The following is a 25,250-nucleotide window of genomic DNA, read 5'->3' as shown; positions in this document are numbered from 1 at the left end:
ATGCGTGACATCATGGGCATGATGGGCAAGGTCAAGGAAATGCAGTCCAAGATGGAGAAGGTGCAGGAAGAAATCGCCGCCCTTGAAGTCGAAGGCAGGGCTGGCGGCGGTCTCGTGACCGTCATTCTCAATGGCAAGGGCGAAATGCGCGGCCTGAAAATCGATCCTTCGCTGTTCAAGGAAGACGAGGTGGAAATCCTCGAAGACCTGATCGTGGCTGCCCACAAGGACGCCAAGGAAAAGGGCGAAGCACAGGCGCAGGAAAAGATGGCCGGCCTGACCGCGGGTCTGCCGCTGCCGCCCGGCATGAAATTCCCATTCTGATATAATCCGACCGAAGAGGATGGCGTGACGCACGCCGTCCTCGCGTCAAGACAGGGTCTAGGCTTCCAGCATCGCGCGGAACCGGCTTGCAAGCGGCGTTTCGAGATAGGCCGCGCGTTCAGCCATGGTGAGCTGCATGGGACGGAAGCGCTGGAGAATGGTCGGTATCGGCAGTTTCGTTCCCTGATAGGGTTCGAAGGCGATATCCTCCCCGGCGGCGAACATTCCGCCTTTCAGCACCCGGCAATAAAAACCCGGCTGGCCCGCCTGCCGGAAACGCGGTGCGAAATCGGGATCGCCGATGCGGGCCGACAAAGTGGCGCAGGGAATGCGGGCGGCGGTTACCTCCAGCACGACTTCCTGGGCCAAGAACCTGTCGCCGACATGGAGTTTTGCGCTGTCGACGCCATCAAGAACAAGGTTTTCGCCAAAAAACCCGGCTTCGACGACAAAGCCCAGCGAGTGCGACCAGAAATAGAGATCGACGGACCCCATAACGTAAATCGCCTGATCCGGGCCGCCGTGATGTTTGCGATTGCAGACGGCGTCGCTGACGATGCCTTCCGCGTCAACCATGACCGGGCCGTGAACGGGATGCTTGAAGATACCCGTCTTCATCGTCTTTCCCGGCAGGCTTTTTGCCTCGCCCCGGCACACCGCCCGTATTTTCATGGACTGCCCTTTGCGCTTCATGATTCCCGTTTCCCGATTTATGCAGTAGAAAACGCTCATGGCAAAACGAGTCACCGGTCCCGAAATCGAAAAACTGATCCAGCTTCTGGCAAAAGTGCCGGGGCTTGGCCCCCGCTCGGCGCGGCGGGCGGCGTTGCATCTCATCAAGAAGAAGGAACAGCTTCTTGGGCCTCTCGGCCATGCGATGGGCGAGGCCTATGACAAGGTGAAGATCTGCTCCTGCTGCGGCAATGTCGATACAATCGACCCCTGCACTGTCTGCACCGACGAGCGGCGCGACCAGTCGGTCATCATCGTGGTGGAAGACGTGTCGGATCTGTGGGCACTGGAGCGGGCCGGCGCGATGAACACCGCCTATCACGTTCTCGGCGGCACGCTGTCGCCGCTCGACGGCGTCGGGCCGGAGGATTTGAACATCAAGGGCCTGATCGACCGCGTCAGCGTCGGCGGCATCCGCGAGCTCATCATCGCCGTCAATGCGACGGTGGAAGGACAGGCGACCGCCCATTACATTACCGACCGCCTCTCCGATCTCGGTATCAAGATCACCCGGCTTGCGCATGGCGTGCCGGTGGGCGGTGAGCTCGATTATCTCGACGAGGGCACGTTAACGGCGGCACTCAGGGCCCGCACGACGATCTGAAGCCTCCCTCCCCGTCATTCAAAGAGGAGACCGAATGCGAAACCATTTTGCCCCGAAGGCACTGGCTGCACTTCTTTCCGTTTTTTCAGCGACGACGGCTTTTGCGCAGTCGGTACCGACAGGTGCAGCCGCAGCCCGATACGACGCCGAATTTAACGTCTGGCTGAAAAAGGAAATCTGGCCGGAAGCCCGCAAAGCCGGCATATCGCAGAAAACACTTGAGGCCACTCTCAGCGGTCTTTCCATTAGCTGGAACCTGCCTGATCTCGTCATTCCCGGCCAGAAGCCCCCGAAGGAGCAGAGCCAGAGTCAGGCGGAATTCTCCTCGCCGGGCGCCTATTTCTCCGAAAAACGGCTGCAGGGATTGGCCGGCACCGGTCGTTCGCTTGCCGCCACCCATGCGGCGACGCTGCGCAGGATCGAGGCGAAATACGGCGTGCCCGGCGATATCATCGTTGCGATCTGGGGCCGCGAATCCGGTTTCGGCCGGGCAAAACTGCCGCATTCGGTGGTCGATGTTCTGGCAACGAAAGCCTATATGTCCACCCGCAAGGAGATGTTCCGCACCGAGCTGATCGATGCGCTGAAGATCGTCGAAAGCGGCGATATCGCAGCCTCGCGCATGATGGGTTCCTGGGCCGGTGCGCTCGGCCAGCCGCAATTCATGCCGTCGAGCTATCTCAAATATGCTGTGGATTTCGATGGCGACGGCCATCGCGATATCTGGAATTCCGTGCCGGACGCGCTGGCATCCATAGCGAACTATCTTTCCCAGCGCGGCTGGCAGCGCAATCGCGACTGGGGTTTCGAAGTCTCGATCCCGGCCAATGTCTCCTGTGCACAGGAGGGCCCTGATCTTGCCCGGCCGGTGGCAGACTGGGCGAAGATGGGCATTACCCGCATTTCCGGAAAAGCCTTTCCGTCCAATGACCTATCCGCCGATGGCATGATGCTGGTGCCGGCCGGACGGCACGGGCCGGAATTCGTGGTGACGCCAAATTTCTACGTCATCAAGGAATATAATAATTCCGACCTCTATGCGCTGTTCATCGGCAATCTCGCCGACCGCATCGCCCATGGGGCGGGCCCGTTCAAGGGTGAATGGGGCAATGTTGGATCGATGTTGCGCTCCGATGTTCTCGCCATGCAGAAGGCGCTCGTGGCCAAGGGTTACGATGTCGGCAAGGCGGACGGGCTGGCCGGTTTCAAGACGCGCCGCTCACTCGGCGACTGGCAGGCCAAGAACGGGCTCTCACCGACGTGTTTTCCAGATGCAGGCCTGAAGGCTAAGCTGAAATAGCACGTTACCGGCGACGTCGGAAAACCTCTCCGACGTCATGCTCGGGCTTGTCCCGAGCATCTGCAACCGATTGATTTAACGATACGTGGTTGGATCCTCGGGACAAGCCCGAGGATGACGTCGAGGGTTATGGCAAGGACCCAATAGCCTTTTTACCTGGCCCGTTTCTGCCTCTCCCAGCCTCTTAATGCTGGTCGGTATGGGGCTTGTGGAAGATATCGTCGGTCGGCGGAATGGTCTGCCGCTCGATCATCCGGTGCACACGTGGCCGTGTCTTGCCGCGGTGAAGCTCGAGCAACCGGTCCCAGGCTTCGGCATCCGCCTGGGTGCGGCGATGGTTATGGCGAACATATTCCACCCATGTCGGCACATGATAACTTTCGGTCCAGATATCGGGGTTTTCCAGATCGCGCATCAGGTTCCAGTTGCGGGCACCATCCCGGATGCGGATACGGCGGCGCTCGGCCATCAGCGGCAGGAATTCGCCAAGATCCTCGTCGTGAATTTCATAGTCGATCAGAATGGCGATGGGTCCGCTGCGCGGCTTGATATCCAGCCTCAGCGGCGGCTCCACGAAGCGGTTGAGCGGATCGAGATTGAGCGAGGCAAAGGCGGGCATGGCGAGCTTGAGGCCGACGACCACGCCAAGCAGCATCAGCGCGCAGGAACAGAGAAGCGAGTAGGAAATGCCGTAATCTTCCGCGAGTTCACCCCACAGCCAGCTGCCCACCGCAATGCCGCCAAAGGTCAGCGTCTGGTAAAGCGAGAGCGCGCGACCAACCACCCAGCGCGGGGTGGAGAGCTGGACGATGGTGTTGAACAGCGAAAGCGCCAGAACCCAGCAGGCACCGGCAACCGTCAGGACAAGGGACGTAATGATCGCGCTCGTGCTGATTGCCGTCACGCCGGAGCTGAAGGCGAAGCCTAAAAAGGCGACGCGCACGATCCATTCGCTGGACATGACTTCCCTCAGCCGGGCGCTGATGAGCGCACCGCCGATGGCGCCAACACCAAATGCACCCAGCATGACGCCGTAGGTCAACGGGCCACCTTCCACAAGATCTCGGGCGACGATCGGCATCAAAGCGAGGATGGCGCTGGCGGAGAGACCGAAGAGAAAGCCGCGCACCAGCACCTTGCCGATATTGGGCGACATGGCCACGTAACGCATGCCAGCCGAAATGGCGGCGAGAAGCTGTTCGCGCGGCAATGTTGAGGCATATTTGGGCGGCTGCCAGCGAAACAGCGCGTAGATCAGGGTGAAATAACTGAGCGCATTCACGAAAAATGCAGCGGCGGCGCCTGCGGCCGCAACGATGATACCGCCGATGGCCGGGCCGACGCTGCGGGTGATGTTAAAGCCGACGCTATTCAGCGTCACGGCGGCGGGTAAATCCTCTCGCGGCACCATTTCGCCGACGGAAGCCTGCCATGAAGGATTGTTGAGCGCGGTACCGCAGCCGATCATGAAGGTGAAGAAGAGCAGCAGCCAGGGCGTGAGCCAACCAGACCATGCAAAAACCGTAAGAAGGATCGAAGCCGTCAGCATGAGCAGCTGGGCGGAAATCATGATGCGGCGACGATCAAAACTATCGGCCAGCGCGCCTGAAATCAGCGAGAACATCATGATCGGCAGCGAGGTGGAGGCCTGCACCAGCGCGATCATGTTTTCGGAACTCGACAGCGACGTCATCATCCAAGCGGCGCCCACCGCCTGGATCAGTCCGCCGAAATTCGAGGCAAGGCTGGCGATCCAGATTCGTCTGTAAGTCAAATGCCTTAAAGGCGCGAGTGGCGATTTACGGTCAGGCACGATCAGTCCACTTAATGCAACTGCGATTTATCAGACGGCAACTATAGACAGTGCCGACAATCATGCCAGCCTTTCCGACACGGTAAGGGTGAAAATATGGCCGCGGGCATTCCTGAGGCGGGGCTGCCTGCGAAAACCTTGCAATCCTGCCCCGATGGGTCTATATGACCACTGAAATTCTTGATCGCTTGATGAAGAGTGGGGCCGCAAGGCTCCGCTCTTTTTCGTTAGGCGAACCGGAAACCACGGGCTTCAGCGCCCGGTGAAAATCAAAGACCGGAAGGCCAGATGGCAGACACCGCATATGAACCGCGACTGATAACCGAAACGGGCATCGACCAGCGTATCGCCGAGATCATCGAGCCCGTTTTGACGGGCATGGGATATCTTCTGGTGCGCGTGCGGCTCTCAAACCAGAACGGCATGACGCTTCAGGTGATGGCCGAGCGCGAAGACGGCACCATGACCGTTCAGGACTGCGAAGCCATCTCCATGGCGATTTCACCGGTTCTTGATGTGGAAGATCCGGTCGATAAAGCGTATCATCTCGAAGTTTCCTCGCCCGGCATCGACCGGCCGATGGTTCGTAAATCGGATTTCACCCGCTGGCAGGGTCATCTGGTGAAGGTCGAAACCTCCATTCTGGTCGAGAACCGCAAGCGGTTTCGCGGCAAGATCGTCGAGGTCAATGCGGACGGCTTCAAGCTGGAACGCGACCAGATCGCCTATGGCGAAGAACCGACAGTCATCATTCCGTTCAGCGCGCTTTCCGATGCGAAGCTCATTCTGACGGACGATCTTATTCGTGATGCGCTGCGGGCAGACAAGGCGGCCAAGGCCGCCGCCGCAAACCAGAACGACGAAAACGAAGCAGACGAAGACTAATTCCAACGCAAAGCCCGACAATAAGGGCCACCAACGCAACTTGCGACTTACGGAGACAGAAAAATGGCAGTGAGTGCTAACCGGCTTGAGCTTCTGCAGATCGCCGATGCTGTGGCGCGCGAAAAGGTCATCGACCGCGAAATCGTGCTTGCCGCAATGGCCGACGCTATCCAGAAAGCCGCCCGCTCGCGCTATGGTTCGGAAACCAATATTCGCGCCGACATCAACTCCAAGACCGGCGAAATCCGCCTGCAGCGTCTTCTGGAAGTGGTCGAGGCAGCCGAAGATTATTCGACCCAGATCCCGCTTGAGCTTGCCCGCGACCGCAACCCGGACGCCAAGCTCGGCGACTTCATCGCCGACCCGCTGCCGCCGATGGATTTCGGCCGTATCGCTGCACAGTCCGCCAAGCAGGTGATCGTGCAGAAGGTTCGTGAAGCCGAGCGTGACCGTCAGTATGACGAGTTCAAGGATCGCATCGGCGAAATCGTCAACGGCACCGTCAAGCGCGTCGAATATGGCAATGTCATCGTCGATCTCGGCCGTGGCGAAGGCATCATCCGTCGTGACGAGATGATCCCGCGGGAAAACATGCGCTACGGCGACCGCGTTCGCGCTTACGTCTACGACGTTCGCCGCGAGCAGCGCGGCCCGCAGATTTTCCTGTCGCGTACCCACCCGCAGTTCATGGTGAAGCTCTTCACCATGGAAGTGCCGGAAATCTACGATGGCATCATCCAGATCAAGTCGGTTGCCCGTGACCCCGGTTCGCGCGCCAAGATCGCGGTTATCTCGAACGACTCGTCGATCGATCCGGTTGGCGCCTGCGTCGGTATGCGCGGTTCGCGCGTTCAGGCCGTCGTCGGCGAATTGCAGGGCGAAAAGATCGACATCATTCCGTGGAGCCAGGAGCCGGCTTCCTTCATCGTCAACGCCCTGCAGCCGGCGGAAGTCGCCAAGGTCGTTCTGGATGAAGAATCCGAGCGTATCGAAGTGGTGGTTCCCGACGAGCAGCTGTCGCTCGCCATCGGCCGCCGCGGCCAGAACGTTCGTCTGGCATCGCAGCTGACCGGCTGGGATATCGACATCATGACCGAGCAGGAAGAATCCGAGCGCCGCCAGAAGGAATTCAACGAGCGCACGGCCCTCTTCATGGACGCTCTCGACGTCGACGAGATGGTCGGCCAGGTTCTGGCTTCCGAGGGCTTCGCGCAGGTCGAAGAACTTGCTTATGTCGATCTCGACGAAATTTCCTCGATCGACGGCTTCGACGAAGACACCGCCGATGAAATCCAGACCCGCGCTCGCGAATATCTGGAACGCCTGGAAGCCGAAATGGATGCCAAGCGCAAGGAACTCGGCGTTACCGACGAGCTTCGCCAGATCGACGGACTGACCTCGCAGATGATGGTTGCGCTGGGTGAAGACGGCATCAAGACCATCGAAGACTTTGCCGGCTGCGCTGCGGACGATCTGGTCGGCTGGAGCGAGCGCAAGGACGGCGAGACGAAGAAGTTCGAAGGTATCTTCTCCAAGCTCGACGTATCGCGCGTCGAAGCCGAGAACATGGTGGTGCAGGCCCGTCTTCTGGCAGGCTGGATCACCGCCGAGGAGCTCGCTTCCGAAGAGGAAGCTGATCTCGAAGCTGCCGAGGAGGCGGATACCGCCGAACAGGAATGATATCGCAGGCGCATGAGCCTGACGAGCTGCCCGAAACCGATGAGGACGGGCGGCTCAAGGGCGACGTCAATGGACGTATGTGCATTGCGACACGGCAAAGCGGATCGCCGGACGAGCTGATCCGCTTTGTCGCAGGGCCGGATGGTAACGTCGTTCCGGATCTGAAACGCCAATTGCCGGGGCGCGGCTGCTGGGTAACACCCGAGCGCGCCCTGATCGAGAAAGCCATTGCGAAGAAGCTCTTCGCACGGGCGCTCAAACGTGACGTCAAGGCCGGGCCGGAGCTTCTTGCTCTTCTTGACCGGCTGATGGCGCAGCAGGTTGCGGGAATGATGAACATGGCACGCAAGGCGGGCCAGTTCATCAGCGGCGCAACGAAGGTCGATGCCGCCGTCCGGTCCGGGAACGCGATTGCCGTGTTCCACGCCACCGATGCTGCGGCCGACGGCGTGAGAAAACTGGACCAGGCTCGCAAGGCCTGGGCGCTCGGCAGCGATGCCGGCAATGAAATTCCGTCCTTCCGGCTCTTCAGCGGAGCCGAAATGGACGAGTTGATGGGCCAGAATGCTTTTATCCATGCTTGCGCGCTTGCGGGGCAGGCGGGTGAGGGTGTAGTGAAGCGCGCAAAGATGCTTGAGCAGTACCGTCTTGGCGGTCGATCTCAGGCGGAACGCGACGCTGCCCGGACAGAACAATGACGCGGTTACCGAACATGAACGGTCGCCGCGTTCCGATGCAGCAATTGAACGACGAGGCCTGATGGACGTCATCCGGTTTTCGTCCGAAGGAACGGGAACGGAATGACCGACAACAACGACGACAAGACACTCAATGCGCCGGCCAAGAAGACTCTTACCCTGAAACCGGGCGGGATGAATCAGGGCACCGTGCGGCAGGACATGGGTCGAGGTCGCACAAACGCGGTTGTCGTGGAAACACGCAAGCGCCGCCCCTTACGTCCTGAAGACGAGAAGCCGGTTCAGCCTGTCGTGGCAGCACCGAAGCCGGTAGCAGCAGCTCCGGCGCCTTCGGCACCGCGTCCGCAGGCTCCCCAGCCGCGTATTCACCAGCCAGGCGGCCAGCAGCAGCGTCCGGGTTCGTCCCAGTCGCAGCAGCGTCCCGGCTCGTCAGCACCTCAGCAGCGTCAGCCTGACCGCCCGCGCGGCAACGTTCTGCACGACCTGTCCGCCGGCGAGATGGAAGCCCGTCGCCGCGCTCTGATGGAAGCGCAAGCCCGCGATGTCGTGGAAGCCAAGCAGCGCGCTGAAGATGAAGCACGCCGCAAGGTCGAGGAAGAACAGCGCATCGCCGCCGAAAAGGAAGAGGCAGCACGCCGCGCCATCGAGGAAGCTGCAGCCGCAAAGGTGGCGGCAAGCCAGCCGGCCGCTGAAGCAAAATCCGAACCGGCCGATGAAAAGCCGGCACAGGCCGCAGCACCGGCGCCACGCGCCGATGCCCGTCCTCAGCCTGCAGCCGCCGCTCCCCGTTCCGCTCCTGGCACGCCTGACGCTGTCGCTCCGCGCGGGCGGCGTACCGGTGGTGACGACGAGGACGATCGTGGTGCGCGTCGCGGCAGCAGCCTTCCGGCCCGCGGCAAGGTTGCGGCTCCGGTTCCGGCCAAGCCCGCTGCCCGCCTGAAGACGGAAGAAGAACGCCGTCGTGGCAAACTCACCGTCACCTCGTCCAATCTGGATGAAGACGGCACGCCGCGTGGCCGCTCCATGGCATCCATGCGCCGCCGTCAGGAGAAATTCCGCCGCAGCCAGATGCAGGAAACCCGCGAAAAGGTCATGCGTGAAGTGATCCTGCCGGAAACCATCACCATTCAGGAACTGTCGCAGCGCATGTCCGAGCGCGCCGTCGATGTCATCAAGTTCCTGATGAAGGAAGGCCAGATGATGAAGCCGGGCGACGTGATCGACGCCGATCTGGCGGAACTGATCGCCGTCGAGTTCGGCCACACCGTCAAGCGCGTGTCCGAGTCCGACGTTGAAGAAGGTATCTTCAACCAGGCTGACGACGCAGGTGAGATGGTTTCCCGTCCGCCGGTGGTCACCATCATGGGTCACGTCGACCACGGCAAGACCTCGCTGCTCGACGCCATCCGTCAGGCAAATGTTGTTGCTGGCGAAGCCGGTGGCATCACCCAGCATATCGGTGCCTATCAGGTCGAAAAGAACGGCCAGAAGATCACCTTCATCGACACCCCCGGCCACGCCGCCTTTACGGCAATGCGCGCCCGCGGCGCACAGGCGACGGATATCGCCATTCTGGTGGTTGCCGCTGACGACAGCGTGATGCCGCAGACGATTGAATCGATCAATCACGCCAAGGCGGCCAACGTGCCGATCATCGTGGCGATCAACAAGATCGACAAGCACGAAGCAAACCCTGAAAAGGTTCGCCAGCAGCTTCTGCAGCACGAAGTGTTCGTGGAATCCATGGGCGGTGAAGTGCTTGACGTGGAAGTCTCCGCCAAGAAACAGCTCGGTCTCGACAAACTGCTTGAAGCGATCCTGCTGCAGGCTGAAATTCTCGACCTCAAGGCGGATCCGAACCGTACCGCAGAAGGTACCGTCATCGAAGCGGAACTCGACCGCGGCCGTGGTGCCGTTGCCACCGTTCTCGTGCAGAAGGGTACGCTGAAGCCTGGTCAGATCATCGTGGCTGGCGACCAGTGGGGCCGCGTTCGTGCCCTCGTCAACGACAAGGGTGAACACGTCAAGGAAGCCGGTCCGGCCATGCCTGTCGAGGTTCTCGGTCTTTCCGGTACGCCGTCTGCCGGTGACCGTTTCGCGGTTGTCGAAAACGAAAGCCGTGCTCGCGAGATTTCCGAGTACCGCCAGCGTCTGGCACGCGACAAGGCTGTCGCACGTCAGACGGGCCAGCGCGGTTCGCTGGAACAGATGATGAGCCAGTTGCAGACTTCGGGAATGAAGGAATTCCCGCTGGTCATCAAGGCGGACGTGCAGGGTTCGGTCGAAGCCATTATCGCTTCGCTCGACAAGCTCGGCACCGACGAAGTCCGCGCTCGTATCGTTCACTCGGGCGCTGGCGCCATCACGGAATCGGATATCTCGCTTGCCGAGGCATCCAACGCCGCGATCATCGGCTTCAACGTTCGCGCCAACGCACAGGCACGTACGGCTTCCGAACGCGCCGGCATCGAGATCCGCTACTACAACATCATCTACGATCTGGTGGATGACGTGAAGGCAGCGATGTCGGGCCTGCTGTCGCCGGAGCGTCGCGAGACCTTCCTCGGCAACGCGGAAATCCTCGAAGTGTTCAACATCACCAAGGTCGGCAAGGTCGCGGGTTGCCGCGTCACCGAAGGCAAGGTGGAACGTGGTGCAGGCGTCCGTCTCATTCGCGACAACGTCGTCATTCACGAAGGCAAGCTCAAGACGCTCAAGCGCTTCAAGGACGAAGTGGCAGAAGTGCCGGTCGGTCAGGAATGCGGTATGGCGTTCGAGAACTACGAAGATATCCGCGCAGGCGATATCATCGAGTGCTTCCGCGTCGAGCACATCACCAGAACGCTCTAAGCGTCCGGTTGAAACATACATAAAAATCGCAATTGGGCGCCGGCAAGCCGGCGCTCGATTGTTTATAGCGCCCTCAATCACTCGAAGCGTGCAAAGGTCGCCGTAACACCAGAGCGCCGCTGGTCGTCTCAGACGCAGTCAGGACGCTCTAACACTTTGAAACTGCGCATCGTTCGCATCGGAAATCGATTTCGATTTTCGGACCTATGCGCTAGATTTGCACACACCCTCCTCGACAGAAAAAGATTGGGGGGAGATGTGCAGGGGCAAAAGAAATGGCAAAAGCAACATCATCGGCTCCCTCGCAGCGTATGCTGCGCGTCGGCGAACAGGTTCGCGCGGCCGTGACGCAAGTCCTGCAACGCGGCGAAGTTCGCGACGATCTTATTGAAAAGACCGTCATTTCGATATCGGAAGTGCGTATGTCGCCCGATTTGAAGATCGCGACGGCCTACGTAACGCCGCTTGGCGTTGCCGATCACACCGGCATCATCGATGCACTCAATCGTCATGCCAAGTTCATGCGCGGCCGCCTTGGCCCGCAGCTTCGGCAGATGAAATACATGCCGGAACTGCGTTTCCGTGATGATACGAGTTTCGACAATTACCAGAAGATCGACGCACTCCTGCGGTCACCGGAGGTGCAGCGCGATCTCGGACCTTCAAACGAAAAAGACGACGAACAGAACTGAAGCATGTCCAAACCACGCAAACAGCAAAACCGCAAACCCAAGGGCCGCCCGATTTCCGGCTGGCTCATTCTCGACAAGCCGCTGGATTTTGGCTCCACCGAGGCCGTTTCCAAGATCAAATGGCTGTTCAACGCCCAGAAGGCGGGCCATGCCGGCACGCTCGATCCGCTGGCGTCTGGCATGCTGCCGATTGCGCTTGGCGATGCGACCAAGACCGTGCCTTATGTGATGGACGGCCGGAAAATCTACGAATTTACCGTCACCTGGGGCGAGCAGCGCTCAACTGACGATCTCGAAGGCGAGGTGGTCAACTCTTCCGATCAACGCCCGGATGAACAGGCGATCCGCGATCTTCTGCCCAATTATACCGGCGTGATCCAGCAGACACCGCCGCAATTCTCCGCCATCAAGATCGCCGGCGAGCGCGCCTATGATCTGGCGCGCGACGGCGAGACGGTGGAAATTCCAGCACGCGAAGTGGAAATCCACCGTCTGACGCTGCTTGCCTGCCCGGACGCCAATACCGCGCATTTCGAAGTGGAATGCGGTAAGGGCACCTATGTGCGGGCGCTGGCGCGCGACATGGGCCATGATCTCGGTTGCTACGGCCATATTTCGCAATTGCGTCGCACCATGGTCGCCCCCTTCGGCGAAGACATGATGGTGCCTCTCGAAACCCTGAAGGCGCTTGAAGCCGTGGAGGATCGCGACGAGCGACTGGAAGCGCTGGATGCCTATCTGATCGACACGGCTGAGGCGCTTTCCGCCCTTCCCCGCCTCATCATCAATGACGATCAGGCCCACCGGCTGAAGATGGGCAACCCCATCCTGCTGCGCGGGCGTGATGCGCCGGCCAATCATCCGGAAGCCTATGCGACCGCACATGGCAAGCTGGTCGCCATCGGCGAGATCGGTGAAGGCGAGTTCCGGCCGAAGCGGGTTTTCGGCTGAAACGGGCTCCATCTATTTGTTTTACGCGTTTCCGGGCGGAAATCCGCTTCACACTTTTGCGGGAAACGCTCGGGGAGGCGCAGTCAATCGCCTCTTTCAATTGTACCCGGAATAGTTTATAGGCAGCGCCAGCTTGGGCTTTGCCTTTGCTGCCGAATGGCCTGAGCTGGACGACATCCCGGCTCCAGGCGTCCCATTTTCCTTAAAATAGAAAGGATCGTCCGATGTCGATTACTGCAGAGCGCAAAGCCGCCCTCATCAAGGAATATGCAACGAAGGAAGGCGACACCGGTTCTCCGGAAGTTCAGGTCGCTATCCTGACCGAGCGGATCAACAACCTCACCGGTCACTTCAAGGACCACAAGAAGGACAACCACTCCCGTCGTGGCCTTCTGACGCTGGTTTCGAGCCGTCGTTCGCTTCTCGACTACCTGAAGAAGAAGGACGAAGCCCGTTACAGCAAGCTGATCGGTGCTCTCGGCATTCGCCGCTAAAACCTTATCCGGCGGGTTTCGCAAAGATACCCGCCGGTTTTTATATCTGACCTTTTCAAGGTCATCATAATTTCCGGGCGTTTGCCACAGCTATGGCCCCCGGACGATAAGGCAGCCCCGGATGGGCCGGAGCGACCTTTTCAACCGCAGACCTGTCATGGGGCAGGATTGCCGGATGCTTGCACGTTGAAAGCCTCCGGCTGTCTTGCCCGTGATTGCGTCGTTCTTTGCCCCCACAAGGCGGGCAAGTACAAACAAGGACAAGATATGTTCAATCAACACTCCGTGGAAATCGAATGGGCAGGCCGCCCGCTGAAGCTCGAGACCGGCAAGGTTGCCCGTCAGGCTGACGGCGCCGTCATCGCAACCTACGGCGAGACGATGGTTCTCGCGACCGTGGTTTCCGCAAAGTCTCCGAAGCCCGGCCAGGACTTCTTCCCGCTGACCGTCAACTATCAGGAAAAGACCTACGCGGCTGGCAAGATCCCCGGCGGTTATTTCAAGCGCGAAGGCCGTCCGAGCGAAAACGAAACGCTGGTTTCGCGCCTGATCGACCGCCCGATCCGCCCGCTTTTCCCTGAGGGCTACAAGAACGACACGCAGGTTGTCGTTACCGTTATCCAGCACGATCTGGAAAACAACCCGGACATTCTGTCGATGGTCGCCACTTCGGCTGCGCTGACCCTTTCCGGTATCCCGTTCATGGGTCCGATCGGCGGCGCGCGCGTTGGCTACATCAACGGCGAATATGTTCTGAACCCGCATCTCGACGAGATGGAAGAATCCACGCTCGATCTGGTTGTCGCCGGCACCTCCGACGCTGTTCTGATGGTTGAATCGGAAGCCAAGGAACTCAACGAAGACATCATGCTCGGCGCCGTCATGTTCGGCCACAAGGGCTTCCAGCCGGTTATCGACGCGATCATCAAGCTCGCCGAAGTTGCCGCCAAGGAACCCCGCGAATTCGAACCGGAAGACTTCTCCGCGCTCGAAAACGAAATGCTGGCGCTCGCCGAAGCCGAACTGCGCGATGCCTACAAGATCACCGAGAAGGCTGCCCGCTACGCCGCCGTCGACGCGGTCAAGGCAAAGGTGAAGGCGCACTTCCTGCCGGAAGAAGGCGAAGCAAAGTACAGCCCGGAAGAAATCGGCGCCGTCTTCAAGCACCTTCAGGCCAAGATCGTTCGCTGGAACGTTCTCGACACCAAGAGCCGCATCGACGGCCGCGACCTGTCGACCGTTCGTCCGATCATCTCGGAAGTCGGCCTTCTGCCGCGCACCCACGGTTCGGCACTCTTTACCCGCGGCGAAACCCAGGCGATCGTTGTTGCGACCCTCGGCACCGGCGAAGATGAGCAGTATGTCGACAGCCTCACCGGCATGTACAAGGAACGCTTCCTGCTGCACTACAACTTCCCGCCCTACTCGGTCGGTGAAACAGGCCGCATGGGCTCCCCGGGTCGTCGCGAAATCGGTCACGGCAAGCTCGCATGGCGCGCTATCCGCCCGATGCTGCCGACTGCGGAACAGTTCCCCTACACGCTGCGCGTCGTTTCCGAAATCACCGAGTCCAACGGCTCCTCGTCGATGGCAACGGTTTGCGGCACCTCGCTTGCACTGATGGACGCCGGCGTTCCGCTGGCAAAGCCGGTTGCCGGTATCGCCATGGGCCTTATCCTTGAAGGCGAGCGCTTTGCGGTTCTCTCCGACATCCTCGGTGACGAAGATCACCTCGGCGACATGGACTTCAAGGTCGCCGGTACTGCCGACGGCATCACCTCGCTGCAGATGGACATCAAGATCGCCGGTATCACCGAAGAGATCATGAAGATCGCTCTGGAGCAGGCACAGGGTGGCCGCAAGCACATCCTCGGCGAAATGGCCAACGCCATCACCGAGAGCCGTGGCCAGCTCGGCGAATTCGCACCGCGCATCGAAGTGATGAACATTCCGGTCGACAAGATTCGTGAAGTCATCGGTTCGGGCGGCAAGGTCATTCGCGAAATCGTCGAAAAGACCGGCGCGAAGATCAACATCGAGGATGACGGCACCGTCAAAATTGCTTCGTCTTCCGGCAAGGAAATCGAAGCGGCCCGCAAGTGGATCCACTCGATCGTTGCAGAACCGGAAGTCGGCCAGATCTACGAAGGCACGGTCGTCAAGACCGCTGACTTCGGCGCTTTCGTCAACTTCTTCGGCGCCCGCGATGGCCTCGTTCATATCTCGCAGCTCGCTTCCGAGCGTGTCGCCAAGACCTCTGACGTCGTCAAGGAAGGCGACAAGGTCTGGGTGAAGCTGATGGGCTTCGACGAGCGTGGCAAGGTTCGCCTGTCTATGAAGGTTGTCGACCAGGCAACCGGCCAGGAAATCGCCGCCGACAAGAAGAAGGAAGACGGCGAAGCCGCTGCCGAATAAGGCCGCGCCGCCATATTCTATCGAGGCGCGGGTTTTGCCCGCGCCTTTTTTCTATTGGAGCGTTTCCGTCTTTCTCCGAAACGCGAAAGCGCTCTACTTATTTGTTTTTACGCATTTTCCGGGCGTAAAACCGCGATGCAATTTTACTGGAAATGCTCGATCTTAAGGACGCTCCAATGAGCCGTGACGCCGTCAAAACCCTTTTCCATCCCTTTGCCGCAGAAATGCTCGACATGCCGAAAGAGGGCGAACGCGTTCTGTTTCTGGGAGCAGAAGCCGGCCCACGGCTGGAGGGTTTTGATGCGGAGATCGTCGCGGTCCAGCATCTGAGGCCGCTCTACCGGGCCTTGCAGGCTCAGGGCGCAGAGGTCACCCCGGATGTTTCGGGCGAGGACTACGATGCAGCGCTGTTGCTGTGCGGCAAACATCGCGGTGAGAACGAAAACCGCGTCGCCGAAACACTTTCGCGCGTGAAGGCCGGCGGCCTTATCGTCGCTGCCGGATCGAAGGAAGACGGTATTCTGACGCTGCGCAAGACGCTTGCAAAGCTTGGCATCGAAGCGGAATCGACGCCGAAATATCACGGCGTCGCCGTCTGGTTCAGACGGCCGGACGATGTGTCATCCGCCGTGTCAAAGCTTGCCCAGCATGCCGCCACGGTAGCGGGCCGTTTCACCGCCCTGCCTGGCATGTTCTCCCATGACCGGGTGGATGACGGTTCGGAGCTTCTCGCATCGCGCCTGCCGACCGACTTTGACGGCAATGCTGCCGACTTCGGTGCAGGCTGGGGTTATCTCTCGGTCATGCTGGCAGAAAAATCGCCGCGCACGGCCCGCATCGATCTTTTCGAAGCCGACTGGAACGCGCTCGAATTCGCCAAGACCAATCTTCTCGAGAATAATCCGCGGCTGACGGCACGCTTCTTCTGGCAGGATCTGGCAAACGAACCGCCGAAGGAAAAATACGACCTGATCATCATGAACCCGCCTTTCCACGCGGCGGGACAGGCGGCGGAACCCGCCCTTGGTCAGGCCTTCATCAAGGCTGCGGCGGGCGCGCTTCGCAGCGGTGGAAAGCTGCTGATGGTTGCCAATCGCGGCATGCCCTATGAGCCGGTGCTCGCGGCGGAGTTCCGCACCAGTGGCGAGGTATGCCGCAACGCACGCTTCAAGATCCTGAGCGCCCAGAAATAATCAGTTCGGCGGACTAATCAGCTCAACAGCCATGCCCACAGCGACACGGAAAGAACACCGGTCGCCGTGGAAATGCTGATGGTGGAGGCCGCAACGCTGTGGCCGATACCGAAGCGGTTGGCGATCAGCCATGCGTTCACCCCCGTCGGCACGGAAGAGGTGAGCACCAGTGCGGCCGTCCATTCCCGGCTTAGACCGAGCCCGTGGCCCATGGCCCACACGCAGGCGGGCAGAAGCAGCAGCTTGAAAACCGTCATGGTAACGGCGATCCCGAGATTGCCGCGAATGGTGTATTTCGTCAGCGCCATGCCGAGCGAGATGAGTGCCGCCGGTCCCGCCATGGAGGCGATCTGATCAACCACGGTCTTGAGGATTGGCGTCAGCGTCACACCGGAAACATTGGTTGAAAGCCCGATGAAAAGTCCGATCACCAGCGGATTGGTGACGAGGTTGCGGCCCACCTGCTTGAAGACCGCAACCATGCTGCGCTTTTCGCCGCCAACCGCCTTGTACGTGGCGTTCTCCATCAGGATCGTGCCAGCGATCATCATGACCGGCAGGTGAATGGCAAGCAGAATGGACAGGGCGACCAGCCCCTCATCCCCCACGGAGCGCCCGACGAGCGGCAGGCCGATGAAGATATTATTGGCAAAGGCCGAGGAAATGCCGGCTATGACGGCGATGCGGACATCCTGCTTGAAGACATAGCGCGTGACGATATGCCCGACCGTCCAGGTCACGGCGACACCCGCAAAATATGTGAGCCATAGGCGAAAAGGCGATGCGCCGTGAAAATTCGCTTCCGCGAGCGTGCGGAAGATCAGGGTCGGCACGGCGATCTTGAACACGAAATCGCTGAGAATCTCGCCGGCATCGGCCCTGAACAGACCAGCCTTGACGGTAAGCCAGCCGATCAGGATGAGAATGAAAATGGGAGCGACGTTCGCGGCAACGGCAGACATGGAGGGAAAGCTTTCGCGGCTTTGCGGGAGATACTCCGCTTTAGAGCGTTTTCCGGGGGAATGGAATCGCGAAAACGTTACGCCGCCTTGTTTTCATGCAATACGGCAGAACCTTTATGCTATCGAAGCATAAATTGTAGGGCGCTTTTTGCTTAAAGCGCCTCTCCGCTACCTCGTATGATTTTCTAGTCCCGAAGCAATGGACCAAAAGAAAAAGCGGGGTTTCCCCCGCCTTTTGTCATATCCGTTATATGCCGCCAGTACATCCGTGGCGGAGATAACGGTGGAGCCGGAAGACCTCATGTCTGCCATTCAGGTACGCATTCACACACCTTTTGCTCTGACCGGAGTGATAGCTTAACCATATTACAGGCAAATGACGCGTCGCCTTCTCTCGTGGAGAACGGCATATTTCCCCCATGGGCTTTTCTTGAAGCCAGAAATGTTTAAGACCATTTGGAAATACCCACCGCCAACCGGATAGGCCTATGACGAAATTCGACGTACTGACTGTCGGCAATGCCATTGTCGACATCATTTCCCGCTGCGATGATCAGTTCCTGAATGACAATGCCATTACCAAGGGCGCAATGAACCTCATCGATGCGGAACGGGCCGAGTTGCTGTATTCGCTGATGGGACCGGCGCTTGAAGCCTCCGGCGGAAGTGCGGGCAACACGGCAGCGGGCGTGGCGAATTTCGGCGGCAAGGCCGCTTATTTCGGCAAGGTGGCCGAAGACCAACTCGGAGAAATCTTCCAGCACGACATCCGCGCGCAGGGCGTTTATTTCGAAACGAAACCGGAAGGCACGTTTCCGCCGACCGCCCGTTCGATGATCTTCGTGACCGAAGACGGCGAGCGTTCGATGAACACCTATCTCGGCGCTTGTGTCGATCTCGGGCCGGAGGACGTGGAAGACGACGTCGTGGCGCAGACCAAGGTCACCTATTTCGAAGGTTACCTGTGGGATCCGCCGCGCGCCAAGGACGCCATTCGCGAATGCGCCCGCATTGCGCATGAGAACGGCCGCGAAGTCTCGATGACACTGTCAGATAGTTTCTGCGTTGGCCGCTACCGTGAAGAATTTCTCGATCTGATGCGCTCCGGCACGGTGGACATTGTTTTCGCCAACAAGCAGGAAGCGCTTTCGCTCTACGAAACCGAGGATTTCGAGCTGGCGCTGACGAAAATCGCAGCCGATTGCAAGATCGCAGCCGTGACGATGAGCGAAGAAGGCGCCGTAATCCTGCGCGGTACGGAACGCGTGAAAGTGGACGCCTATCCGGTGCATGACGTCGTTGATACGACGGGTGCGGGCGATCTTTTCGCCGCCGGCTTCCTGTTCGGCTACACGCAGGACCGGTCTCTGGAAGAGTGCGGCAAGCTCGGCTGCCTGGCAGCCGCCGCCGTTATTCAACAGGTCGGGCCACGCCCCATGTCATCCCTGAAGGTTCTGGGCGCAAAACACGGCCTTATTTAAAGGCCTCGCCCGGGTAAGCGCCCCAGATTTCACCCTGCGACACCCAGCCCGAGGCCTGACCGGCCTCGGCGCGGCACCAGTCACCATTACATTCGCCAATCCTGAAGACGACGCCCGGCTCCAGCCGCGCGATGACGGCAGCGCCTGACTGCGCGTCACGACGCATGTTCACATAGACGTCCTTGCCCTTGCCGCGCATCCAGGGGGCGGCAACGGCCGTGCGCTCACCGGAAAGAAGGGCCTGATTGACCCAGCCTTCCGTGCCATCGGCATCGCGGATACGCCGCCAGTTTTCATATTCCTGGATGATTTCAACCGGCATGCCCGATTTCATATACATCCAGGATACGGCATAGTCCGTGCTGGGTCCGATGCGCATGTTGACACGCTTGGATTTCAGGCTGACAAAACGCGGCAGGGGAAGGCCGCTTGCGCCCTTGGCAGCCCCCTGCGCCATGGCTTCGGTCGCCGCGCCAAGGAGGCCCAAAGACAATGCAATGCAAACGATAGAAACCACACTGCGCATGCCCATTTCCGTTTCCCGCCTTCTGCAAACCGGATGATATTCGAGGAGGCTCGTTTCCACATGCCTCAAGCTTCAGCGAGATTTGTTTGTCTTCGCCGGTGGGTCTGGTAGAAACGCCCTGATTGAAAGAAATTATCGCTCTTTCTGGTTAATGACTTCTGAACAAGGCAGCGGCAAACGATGACCCACAAGAAGAGACCGACAGTCTATATCACCCGCAAATTGCCTGACGTCGTCGAAACCAGAATGCGTGAACTGTTCGATGCCGAACTGAACATCGATGATACGCAGCGAAGCGAAGACGAGCTTGTGGCCGCCATGCAGCGGGTCGACGTTCTGGTGCCCACCGTCACCGACCGCATCACCGCCGCCATGATCGAGAAGGCCGGATCGCAGCTGAAGCTGATTGCGAGCTTTTCCAACGGCATCGACCATGTGGATGTGGACGCCGCCGCCCGAAAGGGCATTACCGTCACCAACACCCCCAACGTGCTGACCGAAGATACCGCCGACATTACCATGGCGCTGGCGCTGGCCGTGCCGCGCCGCATGATCGAAGGCACACGCGTGCTCGCCAATGGTGCGGACGAATGGCTGGGCTGGTCGCCGACCTGGATGCTCGGGCGGCGCATTTCCGGCAAGCGCATCGGCATTGTCGGCATGGGCCGCATCGGAACGGCGGTTGCGCGGCGTGCCAAGGCCTTCGGGCTTTCCATTCATTATCACAACCGCAAACGCGTCAATCCGGCCACCGAGACGGAGCTTGAGGCGACCTATTGGGACAGCCTCGACCAGATGCTGGCGCGGGTGGATATCGTCTCCGTCAATTGCCCCTCGACGCCCGCGACCTATCACCTGATCTCGGCACGGCGGCTGGCGCTGATGCAGCCGACCAGCTACATCGTGAATACCGCGCGTGGCGACATCATCGATGAAGCGGCGATGATCCAGTGCCTGCGTGAAGGCAAGATCGCCGGCGCCGGTCTCGATGTCTACGAGAACGAGCCTGCCGTAAACCCCAAGCTCATCAAGCTCGCCAAGGAAGGCAAGGTCGTGCTGCTTCCGCATATGGGCTCTGCGACGATCGAAGGCCGTATCGAAATGGGGGACAAGGTCATCATCAACATCCGCACGCTGTTCGACGGTCACCGCCCGCCGAACCGGGTGCTGCCGGGGCGGAACTGAACCGGCTCAGACAAGGCCTGTCTGATCGTCACATGGAGGGAGCAATCAATGGGAATCCAGGCGAAGTTTCTGCTGCTCATATCCGTCCTGCTCGTTCTGGTCAGCGGCCCGGCCCGTGCTGCCCCGCCCTCACCCGAGGAGACCGCGGAACTCTATTATCGCGCCTGGCTGAATTTTGATCGCGCCAGCATGGTTCGCCTCAGCAGGGAATGGGGATCGTCGGGTAGCGGGCAGCGCTACACCGACATGGATCTGGTTGCCAACCCGGTCGCATGGCAGCGCAAATACAAGGGCATGCACGCTCCCAAGGGAACCACGAACGAGCAGTCCGACCAGTTCGCACGGCTCTGGGTCGCCAGCACGGAACGGGTGCGCTGCCAGGCCGAGCCTGCGCGTATCGGCTCCCAATCGCCCACCGGTCTCTCTGTGGCGCGGGTAAAGATGAATTGTTCCCTGCCGGATGTCGGGCCTGTATTCCAGCGGCTGAAGGCAGCCGCAAATGCAGACGATATTGGCGATAAAACCCGCATGCCTTCCGCAAAACTCATGAAGCAGATGGTCGAGGCCACGAAGTCGGCTCCGCTCACCCACAAGGTTACGACGGAAATTCAGCTCGTCAGAGGTCCGGATAAAGGCGTCTGGCAGGTCGGATCGACCGAAGTTCAACCACAGACGGGACTTGACCGCGTCTCTTCTGTCTTTCTCTCCCAAATGCTTAAGTCCGGGCTTTTGCAATAGACGTGTCATGCGTCCATGGACTGTCTTTTTCGACCGTCCCCGACCGGATTGCAGGGCGAAATTCGGCGACCTCAGCCGAGAAATTTGGTCATTTCGATCGAAGTCGTGCGGTCATAACCGGCATGGGCATTTTCGGCGGTCTTGACGAAACCCCAGACGGCGAATTTGGCATGATTGGCGATAAGCTCGATACGAGTTTCCAGCCGCAGCGCCGGTAACGCCAATTCGCGCGCCAGCGCTTCGGCCTGCTCCAGAAGCATCCTGCCGATGCCCTTTCCCTGGGCTTTCGGGGAAACACAGAGTTTGCCGACATAAAGACAGGCCGGCGGCTCCGGCCGGCAAAACAGGCAGCCCACAATCTCATCGCCATCAAGCGCAACGAAAGCGATCTCCACCCTCGCCTTCTCCGCCAGATTTTCAAGCGTCAGGCGATGGGCCGAGGATGGCGGGTCGATGACGCCATCCATATAGGCGAAGGAGGACGTGATGAGTGTCAGTAATTCCTGCCAGCGACTGAATTCTTCCCCGATCTTGGCGATCTCGATCATGGTTTCTTTCCAGTTGACCGCCGCCTGTAACGGACGGTTTCGAAACGGGCTGACAGGGCGTCGTAGAGGAGCAGACGGCCGATCAACGGCTCACCGGCACCGGTGATAACCTTGATCGCCTCCATGGCCATGATTGTGCCGATCACCCCGGTCAGCGCTCCGACAATGCCCGTTTCGGCGCAATTCGGAATAAGACCCAGCGGTGGCGGCTCAGGAAACAGATCGCGGTAACCCGGCAAAAGACTGCCATCAGCATTTGCCTCATAGGGTTTCAACACCGTTACAGAACCATCGAAGCGACCGACGGCACCCGTCACCAGCGGCCTTTTTGCAGCTTCTGCGGCATCGGCTGCGGCATAACGCGTATCGAAGTTATCCGAGCCATCGATGAGGAGATCGAAGGATGGCAGATGATCATGCGCCCAGACCTCAGAAAAGCGCTCTTCATAAACAAGAGTACGGACATGCGGGTTGAGCCGGGCGATGGCTTTGCGGGCGCTTTCCGTCTTCAACTCCCCGATCGTGCCGGTATCGTGGATCACCTGCCGCTGGAGATTGGAGAGGGAAACCACATCGTCATCGATCATGCCGAGCGTGCCGACACCGGCGGCGGCAAGATAATGAAGGACGGGCGCGCCAAGTCCGCCGGCCCCGATCACCAGAACGCGCGCCGCCTTCAGCCGCTGCTGGCCGGCACCGCCGATTTCCGGCAGAAGAATGTGGCGCTTGTAGCGTTCGATTTCTTCAGGGCTCAGCGGGTCCATGTCGCACTCCATCTCTCTACCGTCATGCCATGATGCTCCCGTGAGAAACATTGAAGAATTGCGCCCGCTCGCCAAGGGCGGAAAACATCGCCGCATCCGTTCCCGTCATGAAACTCTGGCCGCCAAGCGCGTGGATGAGATCGAACAGGGCGGCGCGCCTGCCTTCGTCCAGATGGGCGGCGATTTCGTCCAGCAGCAGAACCGGCGCGTGGCCAGTCATATTGGCTGTGAGCTGCGCATGTGCAAGCACCAGACCGACCAACAGCGCCTTCTGCTCCCCGGTCGAGCAGCGTTCGGCTTCCATGTTCTTTTCCGCATGGCGCACGAAGAGATCGACGCGATGCGGGCCATCGAGCGTGCGGCCCGCTGCGGCGTCACGATAGCGGCCCTCACGCAACATCAGCCCATACTCGTCTTCGAGATCGACAGCCGGCCGGTTGAGCATGTCGTCCATGAAACCCGAAAGCGAAAGCGCCGCCGAGGGGAAGGCCGCGTCGCCGGCTCTGCCTTCGATGAGGTTCTTTAAAAGGCCAAGCATTTCATAACGCGCAACGGCCATGGAGATGCCGAGTTCCGCCATCTGCTTTTCGATACCGTCCAGCCAGACCGGGTCGAAGCGGCCTTCCGAAAGCAGGCGGTTGCGGCCGCGCATGGCCTTTTCGAAATCACTTGCGCGCCTTCCGTGAGCGGGATCGAGCGACAGCACCAGCCGGTCGAGGAAACGCCGGCGGTCCGAGGACGAGCCAGTAAAGAGGCCATCCATGGCGGGCGTCAGCCACAATACCCGCAGATGGTCGGTCAATTCATCGACGGATTTCACCGGCGTCCCGTTCAGTCTCAGGCGACGCGACACTACCTCGCCATCGCCTTCAATTCCCGTACCGATGGCGACTTCGCCATCCATACCCTCGACATCGGCGAAGATTGAGAAACCGGTGGCTTCGGCCCCTACCCGCGTCACGTCAGACAGGGTGGCGCGGCGCAGGCCCCTTCCGGGTGAGAGAAAGGAGACGGCCTCCAGGAGATTGGTCTTGCCTGAACCGTTGTCGCCCGTCAGCACCACATGGCGTTCATCGAGCGTGAGCGCAGCCGCCGCATAATTGCGGAAGTCCGTGAGTTTCAGCCGTAAAAGCGACACCTTGTTCGTCATGTTTACGGCCTAAAACGAAGATGGACGGATAGCAAGGTGGGGAACGTCCGTTCGCACCGAAGACAGCCGCTAGAGTGCAATTCATTCTTCAGTAGCAACTTTTTTAGTCGCCGGTTATTTATGAGCCGGTCCTCATCATCGGTAGCCCACTCATGCGCCTGATCTTTTCTCTCTTTCTCGCTCTCGGTCTTCTCTCCTCCTGCGCAGGCCGACCGGGGGCGGATGTGCTGGAAGCCGTCAACACCAGGACCCAGGACACGAAAATCGTGACCGCCTTCGTGGCGAGCACGCGGGAGAAAAACACGGACGCAAAAAAGGGCTTCGGCACGGCGCGGGCAATGGAGCCAAACTACGCCAGTTTCGATATTTCCATTCCGCCCACCCATAAAAGCGGAAAAATCGAATGGGCCAGCGGCAAGCCCGACCCAAAAAAGGATTTCGTCGTTACCAGGGCCGATATGCTGACGAAAACGCGCTTTAATGCCGATCTTGGCGACATAGCCCACTCCGGCAAGCAGATCGCACTTTTCGTACACGGCTATAATTACAGTTATCAGGAAGCCCTGTTCCGCGCGGCGCAGATGGCCGCAGATGCCAATATGAACGGCGTGCCGCTGGTCTTTTCCTGGCCCTCACAGGCATCTGTCGCCGGCTATGTGGCCGACAAGGAGTCCGCGACCTTTTCACGCGATGCGCTCGCCGCGATGTTGATCGATCTCACCCGGCAGACCCCAAAAAAGAGCGTCGTCGTGTTCGGGCACAGCATGGGCGGCTGGCTGGTCATGGAGGCGCTGCGGCAATTGCGCTTCCAGGGCAGAAACGATGTCATCGCCAAGCTGCAGGTGGTGCTGGCTGCGCCCGATATTGACGCCGATGTCTTCCGCAAGCAGATCGAGGTTGTCGGCCGGCTCAGCCCGCCGCTTACCGTTCTCGTTTCCAAGGATGACCGTGCGCTTAAAGCCTCTTCCATCCTTGGTGCCGACGTTACCCGTATCGGCGCGCTTGACGTCACCGATCCGCAGGTACAGGAAGCCGCCCTCAAGGAGGGCGTGCAATTCGTCGACATCTCCAATCTGAAGGCGTCGGACCCGCTCAACCACGACCGCTATGCGGCGCTGGCCTCCATGGTGCCGCAACTTGAGGCAAGCAGGCGCGGGGGTGATATCAACAGCGCCGGAGCCTTTGTTTTCGATGCGATCGGCGCCACTGTCGCCAGCCCCTTCCGCCTCGCGAGCCAGGTGGTGAACCCGCAATAGCTTTTGCGG

23 protein-coding genes are annotated in these 25,250 nt (G+C 59.8%); 16 read left to right on the top strand and 7 right to left on the bottom strand.

The genetic code is table 11. From position 1 onward, the window contains the following. A complete protein-coding gene (locus tag FY152_12940) occupies positions 1 to 324 on the top strand; it encodes a YbaB/EbfC family nucleoid-associated protein (GenBank protein UXS32956.1) in 324 nt (107 codons plus the stop codon). Between the two features lie 57 nt (positions 325 to 381). On the opposite strand, the gene FY152_12935 is transcribed toward FY152_12940, so the two are convergent. Then, positions 382 to 1,017, bottom strand: coding sequence for an MOSC domain-containing protein (locus FY152_12935; GenBank protein ID UXS32955.1), 636 nt, complete (start codon positions 1,015 to 1,017; stop codon positions 382 to 384). Between the two features lie 37 nt (positions 1,018 to 1,054). Between FY152_12935 and recR the strand changes: the two genes are divergently transcribed. Together recR and FY152_12925 are read left to right on the top strand one after the other, a co-directional pair. Further along, the gene (gene recR, locus FY152_12930) at positions 1,055 to 1,660 is read left to right on the top strand and encodes a recombination protein RecR (protein UXS32954.1); all 606 of its coding nucleotides are present in this window, start codon (positions 1,055 to 1,057) and stop codon (positions 1,658 to 1,660) included. A gap of 34 nt (positions 1,661 to 1,694) precedes the next feature. Beyond that, a complete protein-coding gene (locus FY152_12925; GenBank protein ID UXS32953.1) occupies positions 1,695 to 2,960 on the top strand; it encodes a lytic murein transglycosylase in 1,266 nt (421 codons plus the stop codon). Between the two features lie 184 nt (positions 2,961 to 3,144). On the opposite strand, the gene FY152_12920 is transcribed toward FY152_12925, so the two are convergent. Beyond that, positions 3,145 to 4,773 (bottom strand): MFS transporter, encoded by a 1,629-nt coding sequence (locus tag FY152_12920; GenBank protein ID UXS32952.1) that lies wholly within the window; start codon positions 4,771 to 4,773, stop codon positions 3,145 to 3,147. 288 nt (positions 4,774 to 5,061) lie between these two features. Between FY152_12920 and rimP the strand changes: the two genes are divergently transcribed. From rimP to FY152_12875, 9 genes are all read left to right on the top strand, one after another. Further along, the gene (rimP, locus tag FY152_12915; GenBank protein UXS32951.1) at positions 5,062 to 5,658 is read left to right on the top strand and encodes a ribosome maturation factor RimP; all 597 of its coding nucleotides are present in this window, start codon (positions 5,062 to 5,064) and stop codon (positions 5,656 to 5,658) included. Positions 5,659 to 5,721: 63 nt separating this feature from the next. Further along, positions 5,722 to 7,338: a transcription termination/antitermination protein NusA gene (nusA, locus tag FY152_12910; protein UXS32950.1), complete on the top strand. Its 1,617-nt coding sequence runs from the start codon at positions 5,722 to 5,724 to the stop codon at positions 7,336 to 7,338. Beyond that, on the top strand, positions 7,335 to 8,036 hold the full coding sequence (locus FY152_12905) for an RNA-binding protein (protein ID UXS32949.1): 702 nt from the start codon (positions 7,335 to 7,337) through the stop codon (positions 8,034 to 8,036). The genes nusA and FY152_12905 overlap by 4 nt, the downstream gene beginning before the upstream one ends. 102 nt (positions 8,037 to 8,138) lie before the next feature. Beyond that, positions 8,139 to 10,886 carry a translation initiation factor IF-2 gene (gene infB, locus FY152_12900; protein ID UXS32948.1) on the top strand — a complete coding sequence of 916 codons (2,748 nt, stop codon included), beginning with the start codon at positions 8,139 to 8,141 and terminating at the stop codon, positions 10,884 to 10,886. 275 nt (positions 10,887 to 11,161) lie between these two features. Continuing rightward, positions 11,162 to 11,578: a 30S ribosome-binding factor RbfA gene (rbfA, locus tag FY152_12895; GenBank protein ID UXS32947.1), complete on the top strand. Its 417-nt coding sequence runs from the start codon at positions 11,162 to 11,164 to the stop codon at positions 11,576 to 11,578. A 3-nt stretch (positions 11,579 to 11,581) separates the two neighbouring features. After that, positions 11,582 to 12,529, top strand: a complete 948-nt coding sequence (truB, locus tag FY152_12890; protein UXS32946.1) for a tRNA pseudouridine(55) synthase TruB — start codon at positions 11,582 to 11,584, stop codon at positions 12,527 to 12,529. A 224-nt stretch (positions 12,530 to 12,753) separates the two neighbouring features. Beyond that, positions 12,754 to 13,023 (top strand): 30S ribosomal protein S15, encoded by a 270-nt coding sequence (gene rpsO, locus FY152_12885; protein ID UXS32945.1) that lies wholly within the window; start codon positions 12,754 to 12,756, stop codon positions 13,021 to 13,023. 267 nt (positions 13,024 to 13,290) lie between these two features. Continuing rightward, the gene (gene pnp / locus FY152_12880) at positions 13,291 to 15,438 is read left to right on the top strand and encodes a polyribonucleotide nucleotidyltransferase (GenBank protein ID UXS32944.1); all 2,148 of its coding nucleotides are present in this window, start codon (positions 13,291 to 13,293) and stop codon (positions 15,436 to 15,438) included. 176 nt (positions 15,439 to 15,614) lie between these two features. Next, entirely contained in the window at positions 15,615 to 16,631 is a 1,017-nt protein-coding gene (locus FY152_12875; GenBank protein UXS32943.1) for a class I SAM-dependent methyltransferase, read from the top strand. Between the two features lie 17 nt (positions 16,632 to 16,648). Here the strand turns inward: FY152_12875 and FY152_12870 are convergent, their stop codons facing one another. Further along, positions 16,649 to 17,593, bottom strand: coding sequence for an AEC family transporter (locus FY152_12870; GenBank protein UXS32942.1), 945 nt, complete (start codon positions 17,591 to 17,593; stop codon positions 16,649 to 16,651). A gap of 488 nt (positions 17,594 to 18,081) precedes the next feature. Between FY152_12870 and FY152_12865 the strand changes: the two genes are divergently transcribed. Next, the gene (locus FY152_12865) at positions 18,082 to 19,074 is read left to right on the top strand and encodes an adenosine kinase (protein UXS32941.1); all 993 of its coding nucleotides are present in this window, start codon (positions 18,082 to 18,084) and stop codon (positions 19,072 to 19,074) included. Here the strand turns inward: FY152_12865 and FY152_12860 are convergent. Next, on the bottom strand, positions 19,067 to 19,606 hold the full coding sequence (locus FY152_12860; GenBank protein ID UXS32940.1) for an SH3 domain-containing protein: 540 nt from the start codon (positions 19,604 to 19,606) through the stop codon (positions 19,067 to 19,069). The two genes, FY152_12865 and FY152_12860, sit on opposite strands and share 8 nt — an antisense overlap. Positions 19,607 to 19,780: 174 nt before the next feature. Between FY152_12860 and FY152_12855 the strand changes: the two genes are divergently transcribed. Together FY152_12855 and FY152_12850 are read left to right on the top strand one after the other, a co-directional pair. After that, a complete protein-coding gene (locus tag FY152_12855; protein ID UXS32939.1) occupies positions 19,781 to 20,785 on the top strand; it encodes a D-glycerate dehydrogenase in 1,005 nt (334 codons plus the stop codon). Positions 20,786 to 20,833: 48 nt separating this feature from the next. After that, entirely contained in the window at positions 20,834 to 21,523 is a 690-nt protein-coding gene (locus FY152_12850) for a hypothetical protein (protein UXS32938.1), read from the top strand. A 71-nt stretch (positions 21,524 to 21,594) separates the two neighbouring features. Here FY152_12850 and FY152_12845 read toward each other — a convergent pair whose 3' ends face one another. From FY152_12845 to recF, 3 genes are read right to left on the bottom strand one after another with little or no spacing between them, the layout of a single operon-like run. Beyond that, a complete protein-coding gene (locus tag FY152_12845) occupies positions 21,595 to 22,071 on the bottom strand; it encodes a GNAT family N-acetyltransferase (GenBank protein ID UXS32937.1) in 477 nt (158 codons plus the stop codon). Further along, complete coding sequence (locus tag FY152_12840; protein UXS32936.1) at positions 22,068 to 22,835, bottom strand: molybdopterin-synthase adenylyltransferase MoeB; 768 nt, start codon at positions 22,833 to 22,835, stop codon at positions 22,068 to 22,070. The genes FY152_12845 and FY152_12840 overlap by 4 nt, the downstream gene beginning before the upstream one ends. Before the next feature lie 22 nt (positions 22,836 to 22,857). Then, complete coding sequence (gene recF / locus FY152_12835) at positions 22,858 to 23,985, bottom strand: DNA replication/repair protein RecF (protein ID UXS32935.1); 1,128 nt, start codon at positions 23,983 to 23,985, stop codon at positions 22,858 to 22,860. A 152-nt stretch (positions 23,986 to 24,137) separates the two neighbouring features. Between recF and FY152_12830 the strand changes: the two genes are divergently transcribed. Continuing rightward, positions 24,138 to 25,241, top strand: coding sequence for an alpha/beta hydrolase (locus FY152_12830; protein ID UXS32934.1), 1,104 nt, complete (start codon positions 24,138 to 24,140; stop codon positions 25,239 to 25,241). The last annotated feature ends 9 nt before the right edge of the window (positions 25,242 to 25,250 follow it).

Origin of the sequence: Agrobacterium tumefaciens (assembly GCA_025560025.1) — a bacterium.
In the GTDB taxonomy this organism is placed as follows: domain Bacteria; phylum Pseudomonadota; class Alphaproteobacteria; order Rhizobiales; family Rhizobiaceae; genus Agrobacterium.
The sequence above is the reverse complement of the archived record's forward strand: the minus strand, read 5'-3'. Positions and strand labels throughout refer to the sequence as shown.

Coding starts and splice junctions, on each gene's coding strand:
- FY152_12940 (UXS32956.1), top strand. CDS start 1: ATGCGTGACATCATGGGCATGATGGGCAAGGTCAAGGAAATGCAGTCC.
- FY152_12935 (UXS32955.1), bottom strand. CDS start 1,017: ATGAAGCGCAAAGGGCAGTCCATGAAAATACGGGCGGTGTGCCGGGGC.
- recR (UXS32954.1), top strand. CDS start 1,055: ATGGCAAAACGAGTCACCGGTCCCGAAATCGAAAAACTGATCCAGCTT.
- FY152_12925 (UXS32953.1), top strand. CDS start 1,695: ATGCGAAACCATTTTGCCCCGAAGGCACTGGCTGCACTTCTTTCCGTT.
- rimP (UXS32951.1), top strand. CDS start 5,062: ATGGCAGACACCGCATATGAACCGCGACTGATAACCGAAACGGGCATC.
- nusA (UXS32950.1), top strand. CDS start 5,722: ATGGCAGTGAGTGCTAACCGGCTTGAGCTTCTGCAGATCGCCGATGCT.
- FY152_12905 (UXS32949.1), top strand. CDS start 7,335: ATGATATCGCAGGCGCATGAGCCTGACGAGCTGCCCGAAACCGATGAG.
- infB (UXS32948.1), top strand. CDS start 8,139: ATGACCGACAACAACGACGACAAGACACTCAATGCGCCGGCCAAGAAG.
- rbfA (UXS32947.1), top strand. CDS start 11,162: ATGGCAAAAGCAACATCATCGGCTCCCTCGCAGCGTATGCTGCGCGTC.
- truB (UXS32946.1), top strand. CDS start 11,582: ATGTCCAAACCACGCAAACAGCAAAACCGCAAACCCAAGGGCCGCCCG.
- rpsO (UXS32945.1), top strand. CDS start 12,754: ATGTCGATTACTGCAGAGCGCAAAGCCGCCCTCATCAAGGAATATGCA.
- pnp (UXS32944.1), top strand. CDS start 13,291: ATGTTCAATCAACACTCCGTGGAAATCGAATGGGCAGGCCGCCCGCTG.
- FY152_12875 (UXS32943.1), top strand. CDS start 15,615: ATGAGCCGTGACGCCGTCAAAACCCTTTTCCATCCCTTTGCCGCAGAA.
- FY152_12870 (UXS32942.1), bottom strand. CDS start 17,593: ATGTCTGCCGTTGCCGCGAACGTCGCTCCCATTTTCATTCTCATCCTG.
- FY152_12865 (UXS32941.1), top strand. CDS start 18,082: ATGACGAAATTCGACGTACTGACTGTCGGCAATGCCATTGTCGACATC.
- FY152_12860 (UXS32940.1), bottom strand. CDS start 19,606: ATGGGCATGCGCAGTGTGGTTTCTATCGTTTGCATTGCATTGTCTTTG.
- FY152_12855 (UXS32939.1), top strand. CDS start 19,781: ATGACCCACAAGAAGAGACCGACAGTCTATATCACCCGCAAATTGCCT.
- FY152_12850 (UXS32938.1), top strand. CDS start 20,834: ATGGGAATCCAGGCGAAGTTTCTGCTGCTCATATCCGTCCTGCTCGTT.
- FY152_12845 (UXS32937.1), bottom strand. CDS start 22,071: ATGATCGAGATCGCCAAGATCGGGGAAGAATTCAGTCGCTGGCAGGAA.
- FY152_12840 (UXS32936.1), bottom strand. CDS start 22,835: ATGGACCCGCTGAGCCCTGAAGAAATCGAACGCTACAAGCGCCACATT.
- recF (UXS32935.1), bottom strand. CDS start 23,985: ATGACGAACAAGGTGTCGCTTTTACGGCTGAAACTCACGGACTTCCGC.
- FY152_12830 (UXS32934.1), top strand. CDS start 24,138: ATGCGCCTGATCTTTTCTCTCTTTCTCGCTCTCGGTCTTCTCTCCTCC.